This is a genomic window from Panacibacter microcysteis, from assembly GCF_015831355.1.
Taxonomy (GTDB): Bacteria; Bacteroidota; Bacteroidia; order Chitinophagales; family Chitinophagaceae; genus Panacibacter; species Panacibacter microcysteis.
The window spans coordinates 271,239-290,852 of record NZ_JADWYR010000003.1 but is presented as its reverse complement, the minus strand read 5'-3'; the positions used below and the strand labels follow the sequence as shown (position 1 = coordinate 290,852).

Here is a 19,614-nt window from a genome sequence, read left to right as displayed (position 1 = left end):
ACAAGTGAGTGACACAACAGGCGATGCCATAAAAAACTATTGCTGAAAAATTACTTGTATTTTAGATAACGGCTTTATTCTTCGAGCGTACCGGTATCTGTTTTACCGGTAAAAATGCCCTGCATATCTTTTGCGGTGTATATGTTGCGATTAAGTTTGTTGCCTAACACAATGAGTACCGCGGTATCTTGTACAAGTCTTGTGAAAACGGTGTTGCTTCCGTGCCATTTACCATTGTGATAAATGATCGTATCGCCGTTGTTAAAGTACAAATGCCAGCCAAGGCCGTAGTTGTGCATGGTGCGTTTTTCAAAACTATATGGTTCATAGGCCATTTCGGCGGTGGATTTGCGTACAAATTTGTTTTCAAACAATACTTTGTCCCATGTTAGCAGGTCCCTTGCTGTGCTGTACACATTTTTATCACCATAAGTACAGTCCAGGTGATCCATCATAAACGGTTTGGTTACAGAATATGTAGGATTATAACGGGCAGTATCTGCACTGGAAAAAACGTAAGTATCTTTTAAACCGAGCGGTGTAAAGACGCTGTCTTTCATGTAGGTGGGGAACGGCTTGTTGGTTACGATCTCCACGATGAGCGCCAGCAGCACGAAGTTGGTATTGCAATAATGGTATACACGGTCGGGCATAGCATCTGCAAGCGGCTTATGGGCGATCATATAATTTACAACATCCCAGTTGGTGGCTTTTCTTTTCTTATCCCATGCAGAATCCATAAAGTACAGGTAATTCGGCAAACCGCTGCGGTGGTTCAGCAACATTTTTACCGTAACCCCATGATAAGGCAACTGAGGGAAAAATTTTTGCAGGCTGTCATCAAGGTTTAACCTGCTTTCTTCCCAAAGCTTCAGCACCGTCATGGCAGTAAAAGTTTTGGAGATAGATGCCAGGTGAAACGCCGAATGTTCATCAACAGGCTGCTTTGTTTTAAAATCGTAAAAGCCTTTGTAATCTTCATACAGTATCTCCCCGTTTTTTGCCACGAGAAAGCTGCCGTTAAAACCTGTTGCCACCAACCGTTTATTATAAAAATGCTCTACTGCACTGCCATATCTTTTTACCTCAGCGGCTGTTAACGGCCTGTATAAAGAATCAGTAATATCATTACTTGCGGATGTTAGTTTGCTTTTATTGTCACTACTCTGGCCGCAGCCAAATGCAACAAGAAAAAACAGTAATATATAGATCGATCTGTTCACTTTTATTAACGAGTTATCTGTAATTGGGGAAAGCGGCAAAATAAAAGAAATGAGGTTACATAACTTTGCAATTATCTTCATTCTAACATTTACTTTACAAATTGTGGATAATAAATGAGCATCGTATTATTTGATAACATTGACCGCAAACATTTATACCCGTTGAATAACGCCTGCGCCAATGCTAAACTGCGTACAGGCATCTGTACCGCGATAGAGCGCTGGCAACTGCACGCAGGCAGCAATGTGTACGTGCATACAGATGCTTACCTGGCACCACTGTACGAAACAATTCCGCCGGACATTCATTACTGGATAGATGCTGCCATACTGCCCGATGCAAAACTGGCTGAACGCATACTTGCATTGAAAGAGGGCGAAGCATTGTTTAGCAACAACACACTTGTTGCGGGTTGCGCCAGGCTGGATGCAGCAAAGGTTACAGCCGAAGACCTGCATACATTCTTTACAAAACAACATGACTGTGGCAGCATAAGAAAACTGGTACACGGGTGGGATATTTTTGAATACAACGATGTAATGTTGCGCGAAGATTTTGATCTCCTCCGTCATCAAAAAACTTCTTTGCCAATACCTGCAAACTGCCAGGTTATAAATGCAGGAAACATTTTTATTGAAGAAGGTGCATCACTAAATTTTGCTACAATTAATGCAACTGCCGGTCCTGTATACATTGGCAGGAACGCAGTTGTTATGGAAGGTTGCCTCATTCGCGGGCCGTTTGCAATGTGCAGCGATTCGGTATTGAAAATGGGTGCAAAAATATACGGCGCCACAACGCTTGGGCCATACTGTGTGGCAGGCGGGGAAATAAAGAATGCCGTACTACAGGGCTACAGCAATAAAGCACATGATGGTTACCTTGGCGATGCAGTTATTGGCCGCTGGTGCAATCTTGGTGCAGGTACCAGCAACAGCAATGTAAAGAATACTGGCAGCATAGTAAAGATGTGGAATAAAGTAGCGCACGATTATGTGGAAGCAAATATGAAATGTGGCTTTGTGATGGGAGATTATTCCCGCACGGCCATCAATTCTTCTATCAATACCGGTAGCGTTATCGGCACCTGCTGCAATATTTTTGGAGACGGTCTGCTGCCAAAATACATTCCCGATTTTCAGTGGGGTGGCAAAGGCATAACAAAATATGAGCTGGAAAAGAGCTTCAAAGACATAGACAACTGGAAAAAAATGAAAGGCCGCTCACTTACAGATGCTGAAAAAAAAGTTTTGCAGTATATCTTTGAGACCACATAAAATTAAAAAGAGAAATACAACCATTGTTATGAGAAAACAAATCGCCGCAGCCAACTGGAAAATGAATCTTACAATAAAGCAGGGAGAAGCACTGCTGGATGCAATTATTGCCCAACCGCATTCTCTTGGTGCAGACCAGCAGGTAGTATTTGCAGTGCCTTTTCCATACCTGGCTATGGCACAGCAAAAAGTTGAAGGCAAAAACAATGTTTTCATTGCCGCACAAAACTGTTACAGCAAGAAAAGCGGTGCGTATACCGGCGAAACATCTGTTGAAATGCTGCAGTCAATCGGCATCAGCGTTGTAGTGCTGGGCCATTCAGAACGCCGCGAATATTTCAACGAAAGCAACCAGTTACTGGCAGATAAAGTAAACATTTGTCTTGAGTATAATATCACGCCCATCTTTTGTTGCGGCGAGCCGTTAGACATTCGCGAAGCCGGTACACAAAATGAATTTGTGGCCAAACAACTGGAAGAATCACTTTTTCATTTGTCTGCAGAACAGTTACAAAAAGTGGTTATTGCATATGAGCCTATCTGGGCCATTGGTACCGGCAAAACGGCTACCAGTGCACAGGCACAGGAAATGCATGCACACCTGCGTGCTGTTTTGGCAAAGCAGTATGGCGAAGAAGTTGCAGCCAACACCAGCATACTCTACGGCGGCAGCGTAAAGGCCGGTAATGCAAAAGAAATTTTCTCACAGCCAGATGTAGATGGCGGTCTTGTAGGAGGCGCATCATTAATTGCTGATGAGTTTGTTACCATTATCAACAGCCTTAAATAACAACATGTTTTTTATGTAGCCGGCATTGGTAACTTTATGCAGCTCCGGTTGTGTCACTCACTTGTACGTTCAGCACATTACTGAGCTTTTCGATGCAGCAGCACAACCCTGCTTTTACCAATATCGGCATAGCATGAAAAGACACATACAATTACAACCATTATCAAGACAGCACCACAACGGTTTATTGGCCGTACTGCTGCTAAGAAAAGGGCTCGACAAAGCAGCCAGTCTCAAAGACATGGCTGCTTTTATTTTAACGCTCTGGCAGCAGGATCTTGCTGCACATTTTGCCGCGGAAGAAAATGTGTTGTTGCCCGCTGTACCTGTTACAACAACAACCAAAACAAATATTAAGCGTTTGCTGGATGAGCACCGGCAGATTCGCGGCCAAATCAGTTTATTTGAAAAGAATGCGCCAACCAGTGAAGCTGTAAAAGCATTTGCTGCATTACTGGAACAACATATTCGTTTTGAAGAACGCATTTTTTTCCCGCTTGTTGAAACATTGCTCAGCGAAGCAACACTTGCACACATTGGTGCGGCGCTGCACGAAGACCTGCAAAACACCTGCATGAATTACCCTGTAAAGTTTTGGGAATAACGCAACGGCGTAAATCTTACTTCCATCCTATCTGTAACAAGAGTTGTATTTTAGCAGCATACAGCATACGCATGAATTTTAAAAAGTTACTGGCACAAAGTATTTTCTGGCGTGGGTTTTATTTTTTTTCCATTTTGCTGGTAAACATTTTTTTGTCAAGATACCTGCAGGCAGCAGGTTCTGGCAGTCTGTACTTTCTCACCATTATATTTTCTTTTTCACAGGCTGTACTGGCACTGGGGCTTGAGCAGGGTATTACATATTTTGCCTCGGGTAGTATGATTCCAAGAAACAGGCTTATCATTATTGATGCTGTGTGGAGCATTGTTGCAGGCCTGTTAATGATCGCAATAGTGCGTGTGTACCTTTACTTTGATGATACAATCCAATCTTCTTTAGATACCAACTGGCCACTGTATGGCTTTTTATACATTGCCGGGCAGTCTTTAATGAATTACACAACGGCACTTTATTATACAAAAGAAAATTACCTGCTGCCAAACTTTCTAATTTCGATTGTAAACATTGTGTACGTTTTTCTTATCCCGTCTAAAGATGCGGTAACTACAGCAAAAGAAACAGAACAGGTGATAACGCTCTACTTCTTTACTTTCTTTATCTCGGGTTTAGTTTTGTTGTGCTCGTTCCTGCTATACAACCGCAAAGAAGGAACCTATGGTTTACCATCGAAAACGTCTTTTAAAAATTTCCTGCGTTATTCCCTTACTGCTTTGGGTGCAAATGTTATTTTTTTCCTGGTGTACAGGATAGATTATCTTTTTGTAAATGAAAGCCCGGCCGCAACTGCAGAAGACATGGGCAACTACATACAGGTTGCAAAGCTGGGGCAACTGCTGCTGGTGGTGCCACAAATTATTGCGAGTGTTGTGTTTCCCCGCACGGCCAGTGGCATAGACCGGGAAAGACTGAATGCGGTGATCATGGTAATATCCCGTTTATTCTCGCAACTGTTCCTGTTGCTTTTTACAGGGGTACTTATTTTTGGTAAAGCCTTTTTTATAAAGTTGTTCGGAGAAACATTCAATGCCATGCAGGCACCCATGCTGATACTTATTCCCGGTATATTTTGCTTAAGCGTGCTGGTGCTGTTATCTGCGTATTTTTCGGGTAAAGGAAAAGTAAAGGTAAATGTGCAGGGCGCTGTAATGGCACTGGTGGTGATGGTAGCCGGCGCATGGATGTTTGTTCCCCGATACGGCATTGTAGCGGCTGCAGCCGTAAGCACTGTAAGCTATGCAGTAAATATGGCTTATTCATTGTTCGTATTTTATAAAGATTACCGGGTAAACTTTATCGATTTTTTCAGGTGGCGAAAAGATGACTATTCATGGATAAAGAACCTGCTGGTGAAAGAAAAATAGAAGAGCAGGAACGGGTTTCACCATGCTGCAAAGCGATACACAGTACAAGAGTGCGACGCAACAAAAGCTTAATAGCAGTAATATAGCCCGGCTCCAAAAAATTACCTAATCAATCTATCATGAAAGTGTTGTGGCTGGCAAGCTGGTACCCTAATTTACACGAGCCGTACAACGGCGATTTTATTCAGCGGCATGCCATTGCTGTAGCATCGGTTATACCGGTTGATGTAATACATGTGCTGCAAACCGGCCATAAAGTAAATGTGGCTGACGATGCAGTTACGATAACAAAAAAAGATGGATTGACCGAGTACATTTGTTCATTTGCCTTTCGCCAAACCGGGATAGGTATTGTTGATAAAATCCGCTACAATATTTTATACCACAGGTTCTACCGCAAAGTTGTCAAGGATTACATACAACAAAATGGCAGGCCAGATCTTGTTCACGTGCATGTACCTGTAAAAGCCGGCCTTATGGCATTGGAGTTAATGTACACATACAAGATTCCCTATATTGTATCTGAACAATCTTCTCATTACGAAGAACGCTCACCGGATTATTTTTTTAAACGCAGCAAATACTTCCGGCACAATACCAGACGCATTTTTGAAAATGCGCTTGCTGTAACCAATGTATCTGCAACCATTGGCAGCAGGCTGCAATCACTGTTCCAGATAAGATCTTACAAAACCATCCATAACCTGGTTGATACAACAAAGTTTTTTTACAGCGAACCGTTACCGCATCATACCCTGCGTTTACTACATGTATCGTCGATGAGTGAACAAAAAAATGTGGCAGGTATAATAACGGCACTTGCAACATTTGACAGGCATTACAAGTACTGGCAATGTACTTTTTGCGGCCCTCATGCGGCTGGGTTGCAGGAAATGGCTGCAACCGCCGGCATTGCAGATAAACTGTTTTTTACAGGTGAAATTGCTTACGCTGACGTTGCGTTACAAATGCAACAGGCAGACTTTTTTGTCCTGTTTAGCAACCATGAAAATTTTCCCTGCGTAGTGGTGGAAGCATTGTGTTGCGGACTGCCCGTTGTTTCGTCTGACGCCGGTGGTGTACGCGAAGCAATCGATGAAAGCAACGGCCTGCTTGTAGCGGTGGGCGATGAGCAACAACTGGCTGATGCTTTAAAGAAACTTACAGCAAACAGGCATGTATACAACAGGCCGCTCATTGCATCGCAGGCAAAAGGAAAATATAATGCAGCAGGTATTGCATCCGCATTTGTAGAACTATACCGAAGCACCATTAACAAAACCGGTGAAAAACAACAAAAAATATAACGGTGAGGAACACCCAGGTGTACACGTAAATATTAATGATATTGTTTGCAAGCATGTATTCTTTGCGGTCCTTATTGGTACTCATATAAAAATCGCTTTTGGAATAAAAGCGAAAGAAGCTGGTAACAATGGCAGGTATATTACCGCCACGGTTTCTAAATGCGAGAACAGCTTTCAGGAGAATAAGCACCGCTGTAAGTATGTGCAGGTAGCACATAATATATTCCAGTAATTGCAGAAAATAATCCATTCAGTTTCAGTTTTGCTCGTAAACAATTTCCATTCTCATTAGCACGAATTATCAAACGTACTGAAACAGCACGTAAAAATCATATAATCAGCAATCTGTAATTTATTATTATTTGTAATATGAAGAAAAGCCCGTTTCAACCTGGTGTTACTGTGAAGGTAATACGAATTCTTCAGATTAACATTATCCAATGATTATCTTTGCCGCATTATTAAAAAATACGGATGAAGCAAATCAGGAATTTTTGCATAATTGCGCACATTGATCATGGGAAGAGTACCCTGGCCGACCGGTTACTGGAGCATACCAAAACGATTACAGAACGGCAGATGATGGACCAGGTACTTGATGATATGGATCTTGAAAGAGAGAAAGGGATCACTATTAAGAGCCACGCTATTCAGATCAACTATTTTCATAAAGGACAGGAATATATTCTTAACCTCATTGATACACCGGGCCACGTAGACTTTAGCTACGAAGTTAGCCGTGCGCTTGCCGCGTGTGAAGGCGCGCTGCTGCTGGTTGATGCATCGCAGGGTATACAGGCCCAAACCATCAGTAATCTTTACCTGGCGCTCGATAATAATCTGGAGATCATTCCGGTGATCAATAAGATCGATATGGATGGCGCCATGATTCCTGAAGTAAAAGACCAGATCATGGACCTGATTGGCTGTAAAGAAAACGAGATATTGCTCGCAAGCGGCAAATCAGGCATCGGTATAGAAGGTATACTCGAAGCCATCGTAGAACGTATTCCATCTCCAAAAGGCAATGAAGACGGGCCTTTGCAGGCGCTGATCTTCGACAGTGTTTTCAACAGTTTTCGGGGTATCATCGTTTATTATCGTATTCTCAATGGCAGCATAAAAAAAGGCGATAAAATTCAGTTTGTTTCCACGGGCGAAGAATATTTTGCTGATGAGGTGGGTGTACTAAAACTTAGTATGACGCCAAAGAGTGAAGTAAAATGCGGAGATGTGGGCTACATTATTACCGGTATAAAAGTAGCCAAAGAAGTAAAAGTGGGCGATACCATTACACTGGCTGCCAACCCGGCGCCAATGATCAAAGGCTTCGAAGAAGTAAAGCCAATGGTATTCGCAGGTATCTTCCCCGTTAATACCGATGAGTTTGAAGAACTGCGGGATTGCATGGAAAAACTGCAGTTGAATGATGCTTCACTCACCTTTGAGCTCGAAACCTCGCAGGCCCTTGGCTTTGGTTTCCGTTGCGGATTTCTTGGGCTGCTGCACATGGAAATCATCCAGGAACGGCTGGAACGTGAGTTTAACCAAACGGTCATCACAACCGTTCCAAACGTGAGCTTCATCGCCTACACTTCCAAAGGCGATAAATTTATTGTCAACAACCCCGCTGAAATGCCCGATCCAACAAAGCTTGACAGGATCGAGGAACCATTCATCAAAGCGCAGATTATTACCCTGCCGGATTATATCGGCAATATCATGACGCTCTGCCTTGGCAAGCGCGGCATTCTTATAAACCAAAGTTATCTTACACTAACACGTGTAGAGCTGATTTTCGAGATGCCTTTAACCGAAATCGTGTTTGACTTTTATGATAAACTCAAAAGCCAGACACGCGGCTACGCTTCTTTTGACTACTCACCCATCGGCTACCGCGAGGCAGACATTGTAAAAATGGATATCCTGCTCAACAGCGATAAAGTAGATGCGCTCAGTGCACTCATACACCGCAGCCGCGCACAGGATTTTGGGCGCAAGCTTTGCGAAAAACTGAAAGAGTTATTGCCAAGACAGCAGTTCCAGATTGCCATACAGGCTGCCATCGGCGCAAAAGTTATTGCACGCGAAAACATCAGCGCTATGCGTAAAGATGTAACCGCGAAATGTTATGGTGGCGATATCAGCCGTAAACGTAAGCTGCTCGAGAAACAAAAAGAAGGTAAGAAACGCATGCGCCAGATTGGCAATGTGGAAGTACCGCAGGAAGCCTTCCTAGCAGTGCTGAAACTCGATTAAATGCGATAATATTTTATATCAAAACCGGCGCAATGAACATGCTGCCAGTTTTTTTATGTAGCGGTGTTGAATGTTTTTCTGCAAAAGAAAAATAATGTACCCGGCAGCAGTTTTTTATGGCATCACCTGTTGTGTCACTCACTTGTACGTTCGGTTTACATGGCAGCTGCGGCGATCAGTTTAACCCACCACCATTCGGTAACAATCAGTCTTACAAGAACATCGTTGCAGCATGCAATAAAGTAAAAAAGAAGAAACAAACATGCATAAAAAAAGCACGAAACAAAAGTAAAATACAGTTGCCGTGCTTATGTTGGTTGCTTTGGGGGTTAAGCAGCTATTTCAAACAAATTAGTTCACGTGATTTACAAGAAAGAGATCATTCGAGAATTCCTGCATGCAGGTTGTTCCTCTCTGGTAATCCCTGATGTTTGTAATATCGCCATCGTATTTTTTTGTTTCGTAGATCAACAGGCTCGATTGTGGCTCTGCATCAATCTTGGAAATATAAATAAGGTTGGCGTGTTGAATATCGAAAGTTGGGTGAAGATTGATCAGTAAAATAATTTTCTGGTAGTAATCATTGTGATAAGCAAGGCGGTAACGTTTAGGCTGCCTGGCTACCATGGTATTTACCATTTCTCTGATGTCGTTCCAGGAGTAATCATAGTACTGGATTCGGAATGGATTGGTGATAACTTCTTGTTGCATAACACACGGTTTTTAATAGATGATTGGATTCGGTTTTTTCAATAACTTAAAGTTAATATAGCCTGTACTGGCTATACAATTAAAAAAACACTAAGCCACCTAAGAATCAATTAAACTTTACCGTCTTTTATGAAAGAATAAATTTTTGTAATAATTATACTACAACTGCATTTGCTTCGTTCTACACGCTGCTAAAGTCCATTCTACAAACACCTGATCGCTAGGCCATTTTGTTGCAAATAACTGTTGATCGCCTGCGCAAACGCCACCGCGTGATCGCCATCTCCATGTACACAAATCGTTTGCGCCTTAACCGGCACTAGGCTTCCATCTGTAGTAGTAACAGCCTGTTGTAACACCATTTGCAAAACATGCCGCTGCATTGTTTGCACGTCAGTAATAACTGCTCCGTGCTGTGTGCGTGGTGTTAAACTGCCATCTGCGGTGTATGTTCTGTCTGCGAAAACTTCGGCCGCAGTACGTAAACCGGCTTTCTCCGCTGCCTTAACAGAATGGCTGTTGCTAAGCCCATAAAGAATAAGTCTGTCATCAAAGTCTTTTACTGCTGCGGCAATAATTGCTGCAATACGTTCATTGCCCGCACTCATATTGTACAATGCGCCGTGAGGTTTTACATGCTGCATAGATGCACCTTGTTTCAGAAGCTGCTGCTGCAATATTTCGAGCTGTGTAAAAACAAGATCATAATATCCTTTATCTGTAAGCCATATCTCTGCGCGGCCAAAATTTTGTTTATCATCGAAACCGGGGTGAGCGCCAATGGCCACGTTGTGCTGCAACGCCATACGAATAGTTTGCTCCATTGTTAAGGCATCGCCTGCATGATAACCACAGGCTATATTAACAGAGCTTACATGAGACATCAGTAAATCTTCACCGGGCATACCTTCCCCCAGATCGCAGTTAACATCTATTGAGAGCATATTATAAAAAAAAATGTTTCAGTTGTATCATGCATTGCTCTTGCAACACATGTAACCTTGATTGCTGTTGCATAAAAAGTGCATGCGCATTCGCAATACCGGTGAAAGAAAAACAGATAACTGCACCCGGCTGCATTTGCGACAGTAAAGCAATATGGCTGCTGCATACATGTGCAACAACAGGATAGCCACCCGTTGTCTGATGGTCTGCCATTAACACAACAAGTTCCCCGTTTGGTAAAAGCTGCACCGCTCATTTTGTAACGCCGGATGATATCGTTGTTGCTTGCGTGGTATGCGCAGGAAGGTTACCCTGCAACCTGTAACCCATACGATCACTCTGCCGGGTAATTGTAAAACCGTTATGCATCAAGGCTTCTTTACTTGCATCGCCCAGCGCATAAAAGTCTTTTCCCTGCAAACAACATATTTTGTTATCACTGGCATAAAATTCAGCGGTATCGATGGTTATTGGTATAATGATTACAGCAGAAGGCTCCATTGCTGTAGCCATTGTCCGTTCACCACGCAAAACCAGTACATCATTCTTTTGCAAACGCCTGCCATTATACCCGCCAACCGCTAATGCAGTGTTTGTACTGTAGCTTCCCAGCCACGCATCTGCATTTAGTTTACCCTGCACCGACAGATATACCCTTGCACCTGAACGATAATTCCTGAAAGTGAGTACGGATTGCCTCCCTGCAAGTATCGCGGTATTCAATGGCACAGGCTGTTCATTGATATGCGCACCAAAATCGCCGCCGCTTAATGCAACCAGGCAATCTTCTTCAAAAAGAAACGAAGCGGCCGGGAAATGCATTTCTATTACAGGCGTATGCATATTCTTACCAACGAGTATATTAGCAATAGACGCGGCGGCAGGGTCCATTACACCTCCGGGATTTACACCGAGGTGCTGATAACCATAGCGCCCCATATCCTGTACCGTATCGAACAGGCCTGACTTTAGCATGCGAATGCTCATCGTTTGTTGATTAATTCTTCGAAGTCTGTTTTGCTTATGGACACAAACTGTACAGTATCACCGGCATTTAAATAACAGGGAGCACTATTGTTTACATTGAACATCTTTACCGGGGTTCTGCCAATTATGTTCCAGCCGCCTGGTGAAGCGACAGGATAGATACCTGTTTGCGAACCGGCAATTCCAACGCTTCCCGCTGCTACGTGCTGTCGTGGCTTTTCAAGCCTTGGTGTGGCAATCATACTATCCACAGATCCCATATATGCAAAGCCGGGAAGAAATCCGATCATGTATACGCGATAGGTTTTTCCGGCATGTATATGGATCACATCCGCTATGGAAAGCCGGTTCTTTCGGGCAACCAGTAAAAGGTCGGGAGCAAAAACGACATCATAACAAACAGGTATTTCATGATGGCTACTTAAGGTATCAGGCACTTCTTGCCCGGTGAGCGCCTTGTTTACAATCGCATTGAAATAACCTTCAATATCCTGCTGTTCTTTTGCTATCGTTACAATGTCATACACAATAGTGAGTGTAGCATAAGCAGGAATAAGATCTGTTATGCCTGCAAACTTTTGTTGCTTTAAACAATGAAAAAGCGTGGTCACTTTCCGGTTGATGTCTTCATCGATATCATCACCAAATGAAACCGTGACTGCATGATCACCAAGGATGTGTATAGCGTATTCTCTTTCCAGTCCGTTGCTTTTATATGTTAGCTAATGCTATTCCTGCAGAACCTGCGGGTTTACAAGATTGGGTACCTTACCGTTCTGATAAAAACCGATGATATTCTCTGCTGCAAGCCTTGACATGCCATTCCTTGCCTCTTCTGTGGCAGAGCCAATATGAGGCAGTATAGCAACGGTGTCCATATTCAACAGGGGATTATCTTTCTGCATAGGCTCAGGATTCGTAACATCAAGCCCTGCGCCCCATATCTTCCTGTTGTTAAGTGCATCTATAAGATCCTGCTCATTGTGCACGCCACCACGGGATGTGTTGATAAAAATTGACGCAGGCTTCATTTGATCAAATGCAGCTTTATCAAAAATACCACGTACATCTTCTGTAAACGCGCTATGGACTGACAATACATCGCTTTGCTGTAGCAGCTCGCTGAAGCTGACATATTTTGCATTTAATAATTCTTCTGCGGCAGTATTTCTTTTGCGGTTGTGGTAAATGACTTTCATATTGTACGAGCCTTTACATCGCTTCGCCATTTCAATACCAATTCTGCCGAGACCGAATATGCCAAGTGTTTTATTTTTTAACTCGATGCCAAGATTTTCTGTGGGCGTAAAATGTTTCCAGTTTCCTTCCAGTATCTTTTTGTGCATATAGAACATTTTCCTGGATGCAGCGATCATTAATCCAAATGCAACATCAGCTGTGGCGTCTGTTAACACACCCGGCGTGTTCCCTACCTGTATGCCCTGGCTGGTGGCGGCGGCAATGTCAATGTTATCGTAACCTACGCCGAAGTTGGAAATAACATCAAGATGTTTACACTCATCCATAAATGTGGCATCGAGCCTGCCTGTAAGGGTGGCAAGAAGCGCATTGCTTTCTTTGGCTTTTCCCAATAATATATTACGGGGTATTGGTGTAAGGTTATCCCAGGTAGAAACAGTAAACCCTGCTGCTTTCAAAAGGTCTGTCCCGACTGTTGGTATTACACTGCTTACAAATACTTTGATTGCCTGGTTGCTTTTTTCCATATTAGGTGCTTATTATTCAAAGTTAAAAATTTGAACGCGGTAAACACCCGATATGGGGATTTATTGCTGAAACGTTACAGCTGCATCAATGAACCCTAAGCAGCTTGCATAAAAGTGGGCGGCATATGCAATATCGTAGCTGCAATATGCACTACAGCACAAGAGTGCGACGCAACAAAAGCTTAATGCATGTTCTGCAGCCCGGCACATAAAAATAACTTTGCATATACAATCTGTTTGTAAATTACAGCCTCAAAAATTTATATATGAAAAGACACGCAACAGCCGTATGGAACGGTTCAGGAAAAGAAGGCAATGGAGTCTTAACCACACAAAGTGGTGTGTTGAGCAATACACAATATTCATTTAATTCAAGATTTGCAGAAGGCATTGGTACTAACCCCGAAGAACTGGTGGCGGCGGCACATGCCGGCTGCTTTGCTATGAAGCTGAGTTTTGTACTGGGTGCTGCCGGTTTTACCGCAGACTCGCTTGAAGCAACTGCTACGATTGATCTTAACCCTGAGAAAGGTGCCATTGTAGGCTCTCATATTGTACTGAAAGCAAAGGTGCCCGGTATAACACAGGAAAAATTTGATGAATGTGCAGCAGATGCGAAAGCAAACTGCCCGATCAGCAAATTATTGAATACTGATATTACCCTGGAAGCTCAACTGGTTTAATGAATACTGCACCTGCCATAAGACAAGCAACGATCAACGATGTAGCCATTGTTGCAAAAATGTTTGATGCTTACCGTATGTTTTACCAGCAGCCTTCTGACATGAAAGGAGCAACCGAATTTATTTCGGAACGGCTGCGGCTAAAAGAAAGTGTAATACTTATTGCATTCATCAATGAACATGCAGTGGGTTTTACGCAACTCTTTCCCATTTTTACATCGGTAGGCATGCAACGTACATGGTTACTCAACGATCTTTATATTGAGCCTGTTGCAAGGGGCAAAGGCATAGCCAGTGCGTTACTGGATGCTGCGAAAGCACACGGTAAAAGCACCAACAGCAAATGGCTGATGCTGCAGACCGGCGCCACAAATGTGGCGGCACAGGCACTGTATGAAAAGAATGGCTGGCGCAAAGAAAATGATCTTTTTTACAGCATAAGCCTGTAAACAAAGAAGGCTCGCCTGCGGCGAGCCTTCTTTATAAATGCACAAACTATTTCAGGTAGCTCCTGATGAACCATGCCCACTTTTCGTGTTTCTCCATAAGGCCGGTTAAAAAGTCTGCATTACCGGCATCTTTGTATTTTTCCTGCATCAGGTCTACGTCTTTTCTCAGTTGTCTTACCATGGTTTCATGATCATCCAACAGGCTCTTAAGCTGTTTATTTTGATCGTTACTATAACCTTCTTCCTGCAGGTTGGTAAGCTTTAAATAATCGGCCATTCTACCTTCTGTGTAATGGCCCAGTGTGCGTACGCGTTCTGCCACTTCATCAATAATTTCATCCAGTTCATTATACAGGCCTTCATAAAATTTATGCATCTCCATGAAATTGGGACCTTCAATGTTCCAGTGATAATTACGGGTTTTAAGTGCCAGTAAAAATTCATCTGCCAGTATGGTATTGAGCTTTTGTGCTATCGCCTGGCTGTTCTTTTCTGTTAAACCAATATTCGCTTTCATAGCTTAGTATTTAAAGATTGCTAAAGTTACAATGTTAATACATTCATTTTTTCTTTGACGTGACGTACATCACCAAACGGAGCAATTTTATTGTACGCACACACTGTTGTGCATTTGCGGCAGCACTTAAACATCTTTTTTACTTTACCATTTATATTGTTACATTCAGTCTCGCATTCCAAAACCAACACCGTATGAGAAAGATTTACCCCATCAGCTTTGCATGCATACTGCTCCTCAATGCCTGCCAGAAAGAAATCAAACAACAACAAACTACCGCTGTAAATAGTTTACAGCAGGAAGATAAAATGAGCAAACAGGAGATCAACAATGCCATTATGGACAGGTTTTCACAAACCGGTTCTTTCAACTGGAAAGACGCTTCTGACAAGATGCTGTGGAGCGCTGCTCAAAACAGTGATAAAATATTTTCCATCGGTTTTAAACCGGTACTGGAAACAAATGTAGATGACCGCATGGCAAAAATAAACATCAACGATGCTGCCTGGAAAGATGCAAAAAAACAGGTGCTCGAGCTCATCTTGTCTTCCGAGAAAGAAAAAAATACGGGGCTTACCATAAATGACCTGGAAATATGGAAGAGCCAAAGGCTACCCGTAATCAATGTAAAGATTGAAAACATACAAACGCTGAAAGCTTTACGCAACCTGCCTTTGGTAAGATATGTTGAACCGATGGGTTACGACCCTATTGCAGCAGAAAGCAAAGCCGGCGATGCCAGTTTGTTTGATGGCAGTGGCTGCGGCGGATATGACGGGGACAACACACTCGTAAGCGGCAGCGATTATACCACTACTACGCCCAATACAAAAGTTTCGTGGAACTACAGCTTTCATGGCATTCAAAATGCGTGGACAAAATCTTCCGGGACAGGCGTAAAGATCCTTATAATTGACAGTGGCGTAAGCCCTGACCAGGACAATCTTAATGGTTCATTCAACCAGGGCCTTTCTGCCGGCAGAACTGTAGAAAAAATATTTACCATGCCTGGCGAAACATCTGCAGATGACCAGTGCGGCCATGGCACCGCCATGAGTGGCGCCGCTGCCGCGCCACGTGGCACTGATGGCAATGCCTGCGGTGTTGCATACAACAGTAACCTTGTAGTGTGCCGTGCTTCCAGAGATGTATTCATTGATGAAACGCAGGAAGTGCAGGGTGTTACAGATGCTTATACGTGGGGTGCAGACAACAGCAGCGTAAAAATCATCAGCATGAGTATGGGGCGCATTTCCAGCAGCGGCCAGATCAAAGATGCCATCAATTACGCGTACGGCAAAGGCAAACTGATGTTCTGTGCAGGTGGTACTTCCTTTAGCTGGACGTCTTTGTTTGTGGGCGTTATCTTCCCGGCAAGTCTTGAAAATGTGCAGGCCATTACAGGCGTTAAAGACAAAGCAAAACTTGCCGCCTGCAACGATTGTCACAAAGGCAAACAAATCGATTTTGTAATCGTGATGGAAAAATCAAATGGCGGCCTGCATGCACTTACAACAGCCATGAGCGGCGATGTACCCACAACGGTTGGTGGTTCTTCTGTAGCTACGGCCACTGCTTCAGGCATTGCAGCCCTTGTGTGGAGCCGTTTTCCAACGTTTACGAGAGAACAGGTGCTGGATAAACTTGCCACCACTGCCAGCAACTACCCTACTAAAAATAAAAGTTATGGCTGGGGCAAACTCAATGCCGATGCGGCTACCAATTAACAGTGTTACAATACATACAAAAGCCGGTTGCAATGTGTAACCGGCTAAAACTATATTTCTTTATTGTATCAAATGTAGTTTTCATGGCATCGCCTGTTGTGTCACTCCCTTCTGCGTTCCGTTTTCATGGCGGCTGCAGCGATCTGTACATTCAACATCCGCAATGAATCGATCATCACTGATGCAATTATTTGAACCGCTTAATTACTGCCACAGTTAACCCATGCTTAATAAGGCGAAGGGCTTACACTCGTCCAGCCGCCATCAATAACAAGACTTTGGCCGGTAATGTGGCCAGCCGCATCTGATACCATAAACAGTGCAGCATTGGCAATATCAGTTGCGGTGGCAGGCTTACCCAACGGTGTTATGCGCTGCCACGTAGCTTCATAATCTTTATCGTGTAATGTGCGCTCTGTAAGTGTGGCGCCTGGTGCAATTGCATTTACCGTTACCCGGTACTCAGATAATTCTATAACGAGATTTTTTGCAAGCATTTCCAGTCCCGCTTTTGTTATGGCATACGCGGCAAGGTTCTTATGCGCCTGGTGGCCAACAACAGAACTCATGAATAAAATACGGCCACCACTACCCTGCTGCTTCATTTGCTTTGCAGCGGCCTGTGCAAGAAAGAAACTGCCGCCAAGGTTAAGCCGCATGACTTTTGTAAAAGCCTCTTCGGTGTAATCAAAAAAGTCAGCAAACAATGTAATGCCTGCGTTGCAAATAATGATATCGAGCTTTCCGAAAACATTCACAGCCTTGCTAACCATCTGCTGAATAAAAATAACATCACCGGCATCGCCGGCAAAATCGATACAACTACCACCTTCCTTTTTTATAATATCTGCCGCAGTATCAGCAAGCATTTCATCAACATCATTTAATACAACTGATGCTCCCTGCAGACAAAGCTGCCTGCAAATTTCAAAACCTATTCCCTGTCCTGCACCAGTAACAATGGCAACCTTACCCGCAAACATTTGTTGAAACATGAATATCTTTTTAGTTAGCAATCATTATTATAAAAATCGAAAAAACACAGGCTGACTGTACCTGAACTGTTGAATTAACTTATACAGTACAAGTGAGTGACACAAGGGACGATGCCACCTGCACAAAAGCCGGTATCAAAAAATTTATTATCCATCGCATCCCTGCACCCAACATCCCATACTTTCTATACACTTAAGCCTTATAACTTATTACCTACTACTTATCACTTACTACTTACTACTTACTACTTACTACTTACTACTTACTACTTACCACTTACTACTTACCACTTACTACTTAATGCGAATCCCTTGTAACCTCGCTACCCGAACCTCCTCTTAAAAAATCCATATCGGCACCAAGATGTGCCTGCTCCACATGCATCTGGTACAGGTGCACATAACCACGTGCATGTACCTTTTCGGTTTGTTTCCATGCAGCCCTGCGCCTGTCAATTTCTGCATCTTCTACATGCAGGTGAAGCGACCTGTTTTCAGCATCCAGCGTTATCAGATCGCCGTTTTGTACCAGTGCCAGCGTGCCGCCTGCAGCAGCTTCGGGCGACACATGTAGAACAACTGTTCCAAAACCGGTACCACTCATACGGCCGTCGGAGATACGCACCATGTCTGTTACACCCTGCTCAAGTAATTTTTTTGGTAAAGCCATATTGCCCACTTCTGCCATGCCGGGGTATCCTTTGGGCCCCACATTTTTAAGCACCATTACAGCTGTTGCGTCTATTTCCAATGCAGGATCGTCTATGCGTGTATGATAGTCTTCAATGTTTTCAAACACCACTGCTTTGCCGGTATGCTGCAGCAGAGCAGGCGTAGCAGCAGAAGGCTTGATTACTGCCCCGTTTGGTGCAAGGTTGCCTTTTACCACAACAATACCTGAATCTGGTTTAAAAGGCTTTTCCATTGTACTGACAATATCACGGTTGCAACAGGTTTCTGCAGCGTTGAAGTTTTCTTCTAACGTTTTACCGTTTACGGTTATAACATCTTTGTTTAAAATGTTCTCCATCTCCTTCATTACAGCAGGTAGCCCGCCGGCATAATAAAGGTCTTCCATATAGTTTTCGCCTGAAGGCTGTATATTGGCCAGCAGGGGTACTTTTTGCGAGTATTTGTCGAAGTCGTCTATAGTGAGATCAACACCAATTCTGCCCGCTATTGCAAGCAGGTGAATAACAAAATTGGTAGAACCGCCGATAGCGGCATTTATCATAATGGCATTTTCGAAAGCTTTGCGGGTAAGCACTTTTGATAACGTAAGGTCTTCTTTCACCATTTCTACAATGCGCCTGCCCGATAATTGCGAGATCACTTTTCTTCTTGCATCAGCTGCAGGTATGGCGGCATTATTGGGTAGTGATAACCCCAGTGCTTCCACCATGGTGGCCATAGTTGACGCTGTACCCATTACAGCACAATGCCCTGGCGTACGTGCCATACAGGCTTCGGCATCTAAAAATTCAGCAGCTGTGATCTGGCCAAGCTTATGCATTACATCAAAGCGCCATACATCTGATGTGCCGATATGTTTTCCTTTCCAGTGGCCCTTTAACATGGGCCCGCCGGAGATAACCAGCGCAGGAATGTTTACACTACATGCACCCATTACAAGCGATGGTGTTGTTTTATCACAACCACACAACAATACAACACCATCAACCGGGTTGGCCCTGATAGATTCTTCCACATCCATACTCGCCAGGTTGCGGTACAGCATGGCCGTTGGTTTAATCAATGTTTCGCCAAGGCTCATTACAGGGAACTCTACGGGAAAGCCACCTGCTTCCAGCACGCCTTTTTTTACTGCTTCTGCAAGGTCTCTCAGGTGGCCGTTGCAGGGGGTTAACTCACTCCAGGTATTGCAAATGCCGATGACAGGTTTACCCTCAAAAAAATCTGCGGGTACACCCTGGTTCTTCATCCATGCACGATAGATAAAACCATCTTTTCCTTTTTTGCCAAACCAGTTGCTGCTGCGTAATTTTTGCTGTGCCATATGCGTAAACAAT

Annotated in this window: 18 protein-coding genes and 1 pseudogene; 9 read left to right on the top strand and 10 right to left on the bottom strand. The window is 43.5% G+C overall.

Going from position 1 to position 19,614, the window contains the following annotated elements; genetic code table 11:
• Positions 1–74 precede the first annotated feature (74 nt).
• Positions 75–1,304, bottom strand: coding sequence for a serine hydrolase domain-containing protein (locus tag I5907_RS20655; RefSeq protein WP_196992746.1), 1,230 nt, complete (start codon positions 1,302–1,304; stop codon positions 75–77).
• 33 nt (positions 1,305–1,337) lie between these two features.
• Between I5907_RS20655 and I5907_RS20650 the strand changes: the two genes are divergently transcribed.
• The 5 genes from I5907_RS20650 to I5907_RS20630 all read left to right on the top strand — a co-directional run bounded on the left by I5907_RS20650 (position 1,338) and on the right by I5907_RS20630 (position 6,584).
• Positions 1,338–2,501: a putative sugar nucleotidyl transferase gene (locus tag I5907_RS20650; RefSeq protein WP_196992745.1), complete on the top strand. Its 1,164-nt coding sequence runs from the start codon at positions 1,338–1,340 to the stop codon at positions 2,499–2,501.
• Between the two features lie 28 nt (positions 2,502–2,529).
• The gene (gene tpiA / locus I5907_RS20645) at positions 2,530–3,291 is read left to right on the top strand and encodes a triose-phosphate isomerase (protein WP_196992744.1); all 762 of its coding nucleotides are present in this window, start codon (positions 2,530–2,532) and stop codon (positions 3,289–3,291) included.
• A gap of 133 nt (positions 3,292–3,424) precedes the next feature.
• Positions 3,425–3,895, top strand: a complete 471-nt coding sequence (locus tag I5907_RS20640; protein ID WP_196992743.1) for a hemerythrin domain-containing protein — start codon at positions 3,425–3,427, stop codon at positions 3,893–3,895.
• A gap of 71 nt (positions 3,896–3,966) precedes the next feature.
• The gene (locus tag I5907_RS20635) at positions 3,967–5,277 is read left to right on the top strand and encodes a lipopolysaccharide biosynthesis protein (RefSeq protein WP_196992742.1); all 1,311 of its coding nucleotides are present in this window, start codon (positions 3,967–3,969) and stop codon (positions 5,275–5,277) included.
• Between the two features lie 119 nt (positions 5,278–5,396).
• The gene (locus I5907_RS20630) at positions 5,397–6,584 is read left to right on the top strand and encodes a glycosyltransferase (RefSeq protein WP_196992741.1); all 1,188 of its coding nucleotides are present in this window, start codon (positions 5,397–5,399) and stop codon (positions 6,582–6,584) included.
• On the opposite strand, the gene I5907_RS20625 is transcribed toward I5907_RS20630, so the two are convergent.
• On the bottom strand, positions 6,550–6,834 hold the full coding sequence (locus tag I5907_RS20625; RefSeq protein ID WP_196992740.1) for a hypothetical protein: 285 nt from the start codon (positions 6,832–6,834) through the stop codon (positions 6,550–6,552). The genes I5907_RS20630 and I5907_RS20625 overlap by 35 nt on opposite strands.
• 224 nt (positions 6,835–7,058) lie before the next feature.
• Between I5907_RS20625 and lepA the strand changes: the two genes are divergently transcribed.
• Entirely contained in the window at positions 7,059–8,843 is a 1,785-nt protein-coding gene (gene lepA, locus I5907_RS20620) for a translation elongation factor 4 (protein WP_196992739.1), read from the top strand.
• A gap of 351 nt (positions 8,844–9,194) precedes the next feature.
• Here the strand turns inward: lepA and I5907_RS20615 are convergent, their stop codons facing one another.
• The 5 genes and pseudogenes from I5907_RS20615 to I5907_RS20590 form a co-directional block, all read right to left on the bottom strand.
• Complete coding sequence (locus I5907_RS20615; protein WP_196992738.1) at positions 9,195–9,554, bottom strand: hypothetical protein; 360 nt, start codon at positions 9,552–9,554, stop codon at positions 9,195–9,197.
• Between the two features lie 203 nt (positions 9,555–9,757).
• Complete coding sequence (locus I5907_RS20610) at positions 9,758–10,498, bottom strand: 5-oxoprolinase subunit PxpA (RefSeq protein WP_196992737.1); 741 nt, start codon at positions 10,496–10,498, stop codon at positions 9,758–9,760.
• 1 nt (position 10,499) lies between these two features.
• Positions 10,500–11,438: pseudogene (locus I5907_RS20600) on the bottom strand (5-oxoprolinase subunit C family protein).
• A 44-nt stretch (positions 11,439–11,482) separates the two neighbouring features.
• Entirely contained in the window at positions 11,483–12,163 is a 681-nt protein-coding gene (gene pxpB / locus I5907_RS20595; RefSeq protein WP_346266800.1) for a 5-oxoprolinase subunit PxpB, read from the bottom strand.
• A gap of 51 nt (positions 12,164–12,214) precedes the next feature.
• Positions 12,215–13,213 carry a 2-hydroxyacid dehydrogenase gene (locus I5907_RS20590; RefSeq protein WP_231402211.1) on the bottom strand — a complete coding sequence of 333 codons (999 nt, stop codon included), beginning with the start codon at positions 13,211–13,213 and terminating at the stop codon, positions 12,215–12,217.
• Between the two features lie 266 nt (positions 13,214–13,479).
• On the opposite strand from I5907_RS20590, the gene I5907_RS20585 reads away from it, so the two are divergent.
• Positions 13,480–13,896, top strand: coding sequence for an OsmC family protein (locus tag I5907_RS20585; RefSeq protein WP_196992734.1), 417 nt, complete (start codon positions 13,480–13,482; stop codon positions 13,894–13,896).
• On the top strand, positions 13,896–14,345 hold the full coding sequence (locus I5907_RS20580) for a GNAT family N-acetyltransferase (protein WP_196992733.1): 450 nt from the start codon (positions 13,896–13,898) through the stop codon (positions 14,343–14,345). The genes I5907_RS20585 and I5907_RS20580 overlap by 1 nt, the downstream gene beginning before the upstream one ends.
• Positions 14,346–14,391: 46 nt before the next feature.
• On the opposite strand, the gene I5907_RS20575 is transcribed toward I5907_RS20580, so the two are convergent.
• Positions 14,392–14,862 (bottom strand): Dps family protein, encoded by a 471-nt coding sequence (locus I5907_RS20575; protein ID WP_196992732.1) that lies wholly within the window; start codon positions 14,860–14,862, stop codon positions 14,392–14,394.
• Between the two features lie 194 nt (positions 14,863–15,056).
• Between I5907_RS20575 and I5907_RS20570 the strand changes: the two genes are divergently transcribed.
• On the top strand, positions 15,057–16,589 hold the full coding sequence (locus tag I5907_RS20570; RefSeq protein ID WP_196992731.1) for a S8 family peptidase: 1,533 nt from the start codon (positions 15,057–15,059) through the stop codon (positions 16,587–16,589).
• 227 nt (positions 16,590–16,816) lie between these two features.
• Here I5907_RS20570 and I5907_RS20565 read toward each other — a convergent pair whose 3' ends face one another.
• A complete protein-coding gene (locus I5907_RS20565) occupies positions 16,817–17,584 on the bottom strand; it encodes an SDR family NAD(P)-dependent oxidoreductase (protein WP_196992730.1) in 768 nt (255 codons plus the stop codon).
• Positions 17,585–17,882: 298 nt separating this feature from the next.
• A complete protein-coding gene (locus I5907_RS20560; protein WP_196992729.1) occupies positions 17,883–19,601 on the bottom strand; it encodes an IlvD/Edd family dehydratase in 1,719 nt (572 codons plus the stop codon).
• Positions 19,602–19,614: the final 13 nt, after the last annotated feature.

What these genes read in the sequence shown, in the direction of transcription:
- I5907_RS20655 (WP_196992746.1), bottom strand. Translation starts at nt 1,304, where the DNA reads ATGAAGATAATTGCAAAGTTATGTAACCTCATTTCTTTTATTTTGCCG.
- I5907_RS20650 (WP_196992745.1), top strand. Translation starts at nt 1,338, where the DNA reads ATGAGCATCGTATTATTTGATAACATTGACCGCAAACATTTATACCCG.
- tpiA (WP_196992744.1), top strand. Translation starts at nt 2,530, where the DNA reads ATGAGAAAACAAATCGCCGCAGCCAACTGGAAAATGAATCTTACAATA.
- I5907_RS20640 (WP_196992743.1), top strand. Translation starts at nt 3,425, where the DNA reads ATGAAAAGACACATACAATTACAACCATTATCAAGACAGCACCACAAC.
- I5907_RS20635 (WP_196992742.1), top strand. Translation starts at nt 3,967, where the DNA reads ATGAATTTTAAAAAGTTACTGGCACAAAGTATTTTCTGGCGTGGGTTT.
- I5907_RS20630 (WP_196992741.1), top strand. Translation starts at nt 5,397, where the DNA reads ATGAAAGTGTTGTGGCTGGCAAGCTGGTACCCTAATTTACACGAGCCG.
- I5907_RS20625 (WP_196992740.1), bottom strand. Translation starts at nt 6,834, where the DNA reads ATGGATTATTTTCTGCAATTACTGGAATATATTATGTGCTACCTGCAC.
- lepA (WP_196992739.1), top strand. Translation starts at nt 7,059, where the DNA reads ATGAAGCAAATCAGGAATTTTTGCATAATTGCGCACATTGATCATGGG.
- I5907_RS20615 (WP_196992738.1), bottom strand. Translation starts at nt 9,554, where the DNA reads ATGCAACAAGAAGTTATCACCAATCCATTCCGAATCCAGTACTATGAT.
- I5907_RS20610 (WP_196992737.1), bottom strand. Translation starts at nt 10,498, where the DNA reads ATGCTCTCAATAGATGTTAACTGCGATCTGGGGGAAGGTATGCCCGGT.
- I5907_RS20590 (WP_231402211.1), bottom strand. Translation starts at nt 13,213, where the DNA reads ATGGAAAAAAGCAACCAGGCAATCAAAGTATTTGTAAGCAGTGTAATA.
- I5907_RS20585 (WP_196992734.1), top strand. Translation starts at nt 13,480, where the DNA reads ATGAAAAGACACGCAACAGCCGTATGGAACGGTTCAGGAAAAGAAGGC.
- I5907_RS20580 (WP_196992733.1), top strand. Translation starts at nt 13,896, where the DNA reads ATGAATACTGCACCTGCCATAAGACAAGCAACGATCAACGATGTAGCC.
- I5907_RS20575 (WP_196992732.1), bottom strand. Translation starts at nt 14,862, where the DNA reads ATGAAAGCGAATATTGGTTTAACAGAAAAGAACAGCCAGGCGATAGCA.
- I5907_RS20570 (WP_196992731.1), top strand. Translation starts at nt 15,057, where the DNA reads ATGAGAAAGATTTACCCCATCAGCTTTGCATGCATACTGCTCCTCAAT.
- I5907_RS20565 (WP_196992730.1), bottom strand. Translation starts at nt 17,584, where the DNA reads ATGTTTCAACAAATGTTTGCGGGTAAGGTTGCCATTGTTACTGGTGCA.
- I5907_RS20560 (WP_196992729.1), bottom strand. Translation starts at nt 19,601, where the DNA reads ATGGCACAGCAAAAATTACGCAGCAGCAACTGGTTTGGCAAAAAAGGA.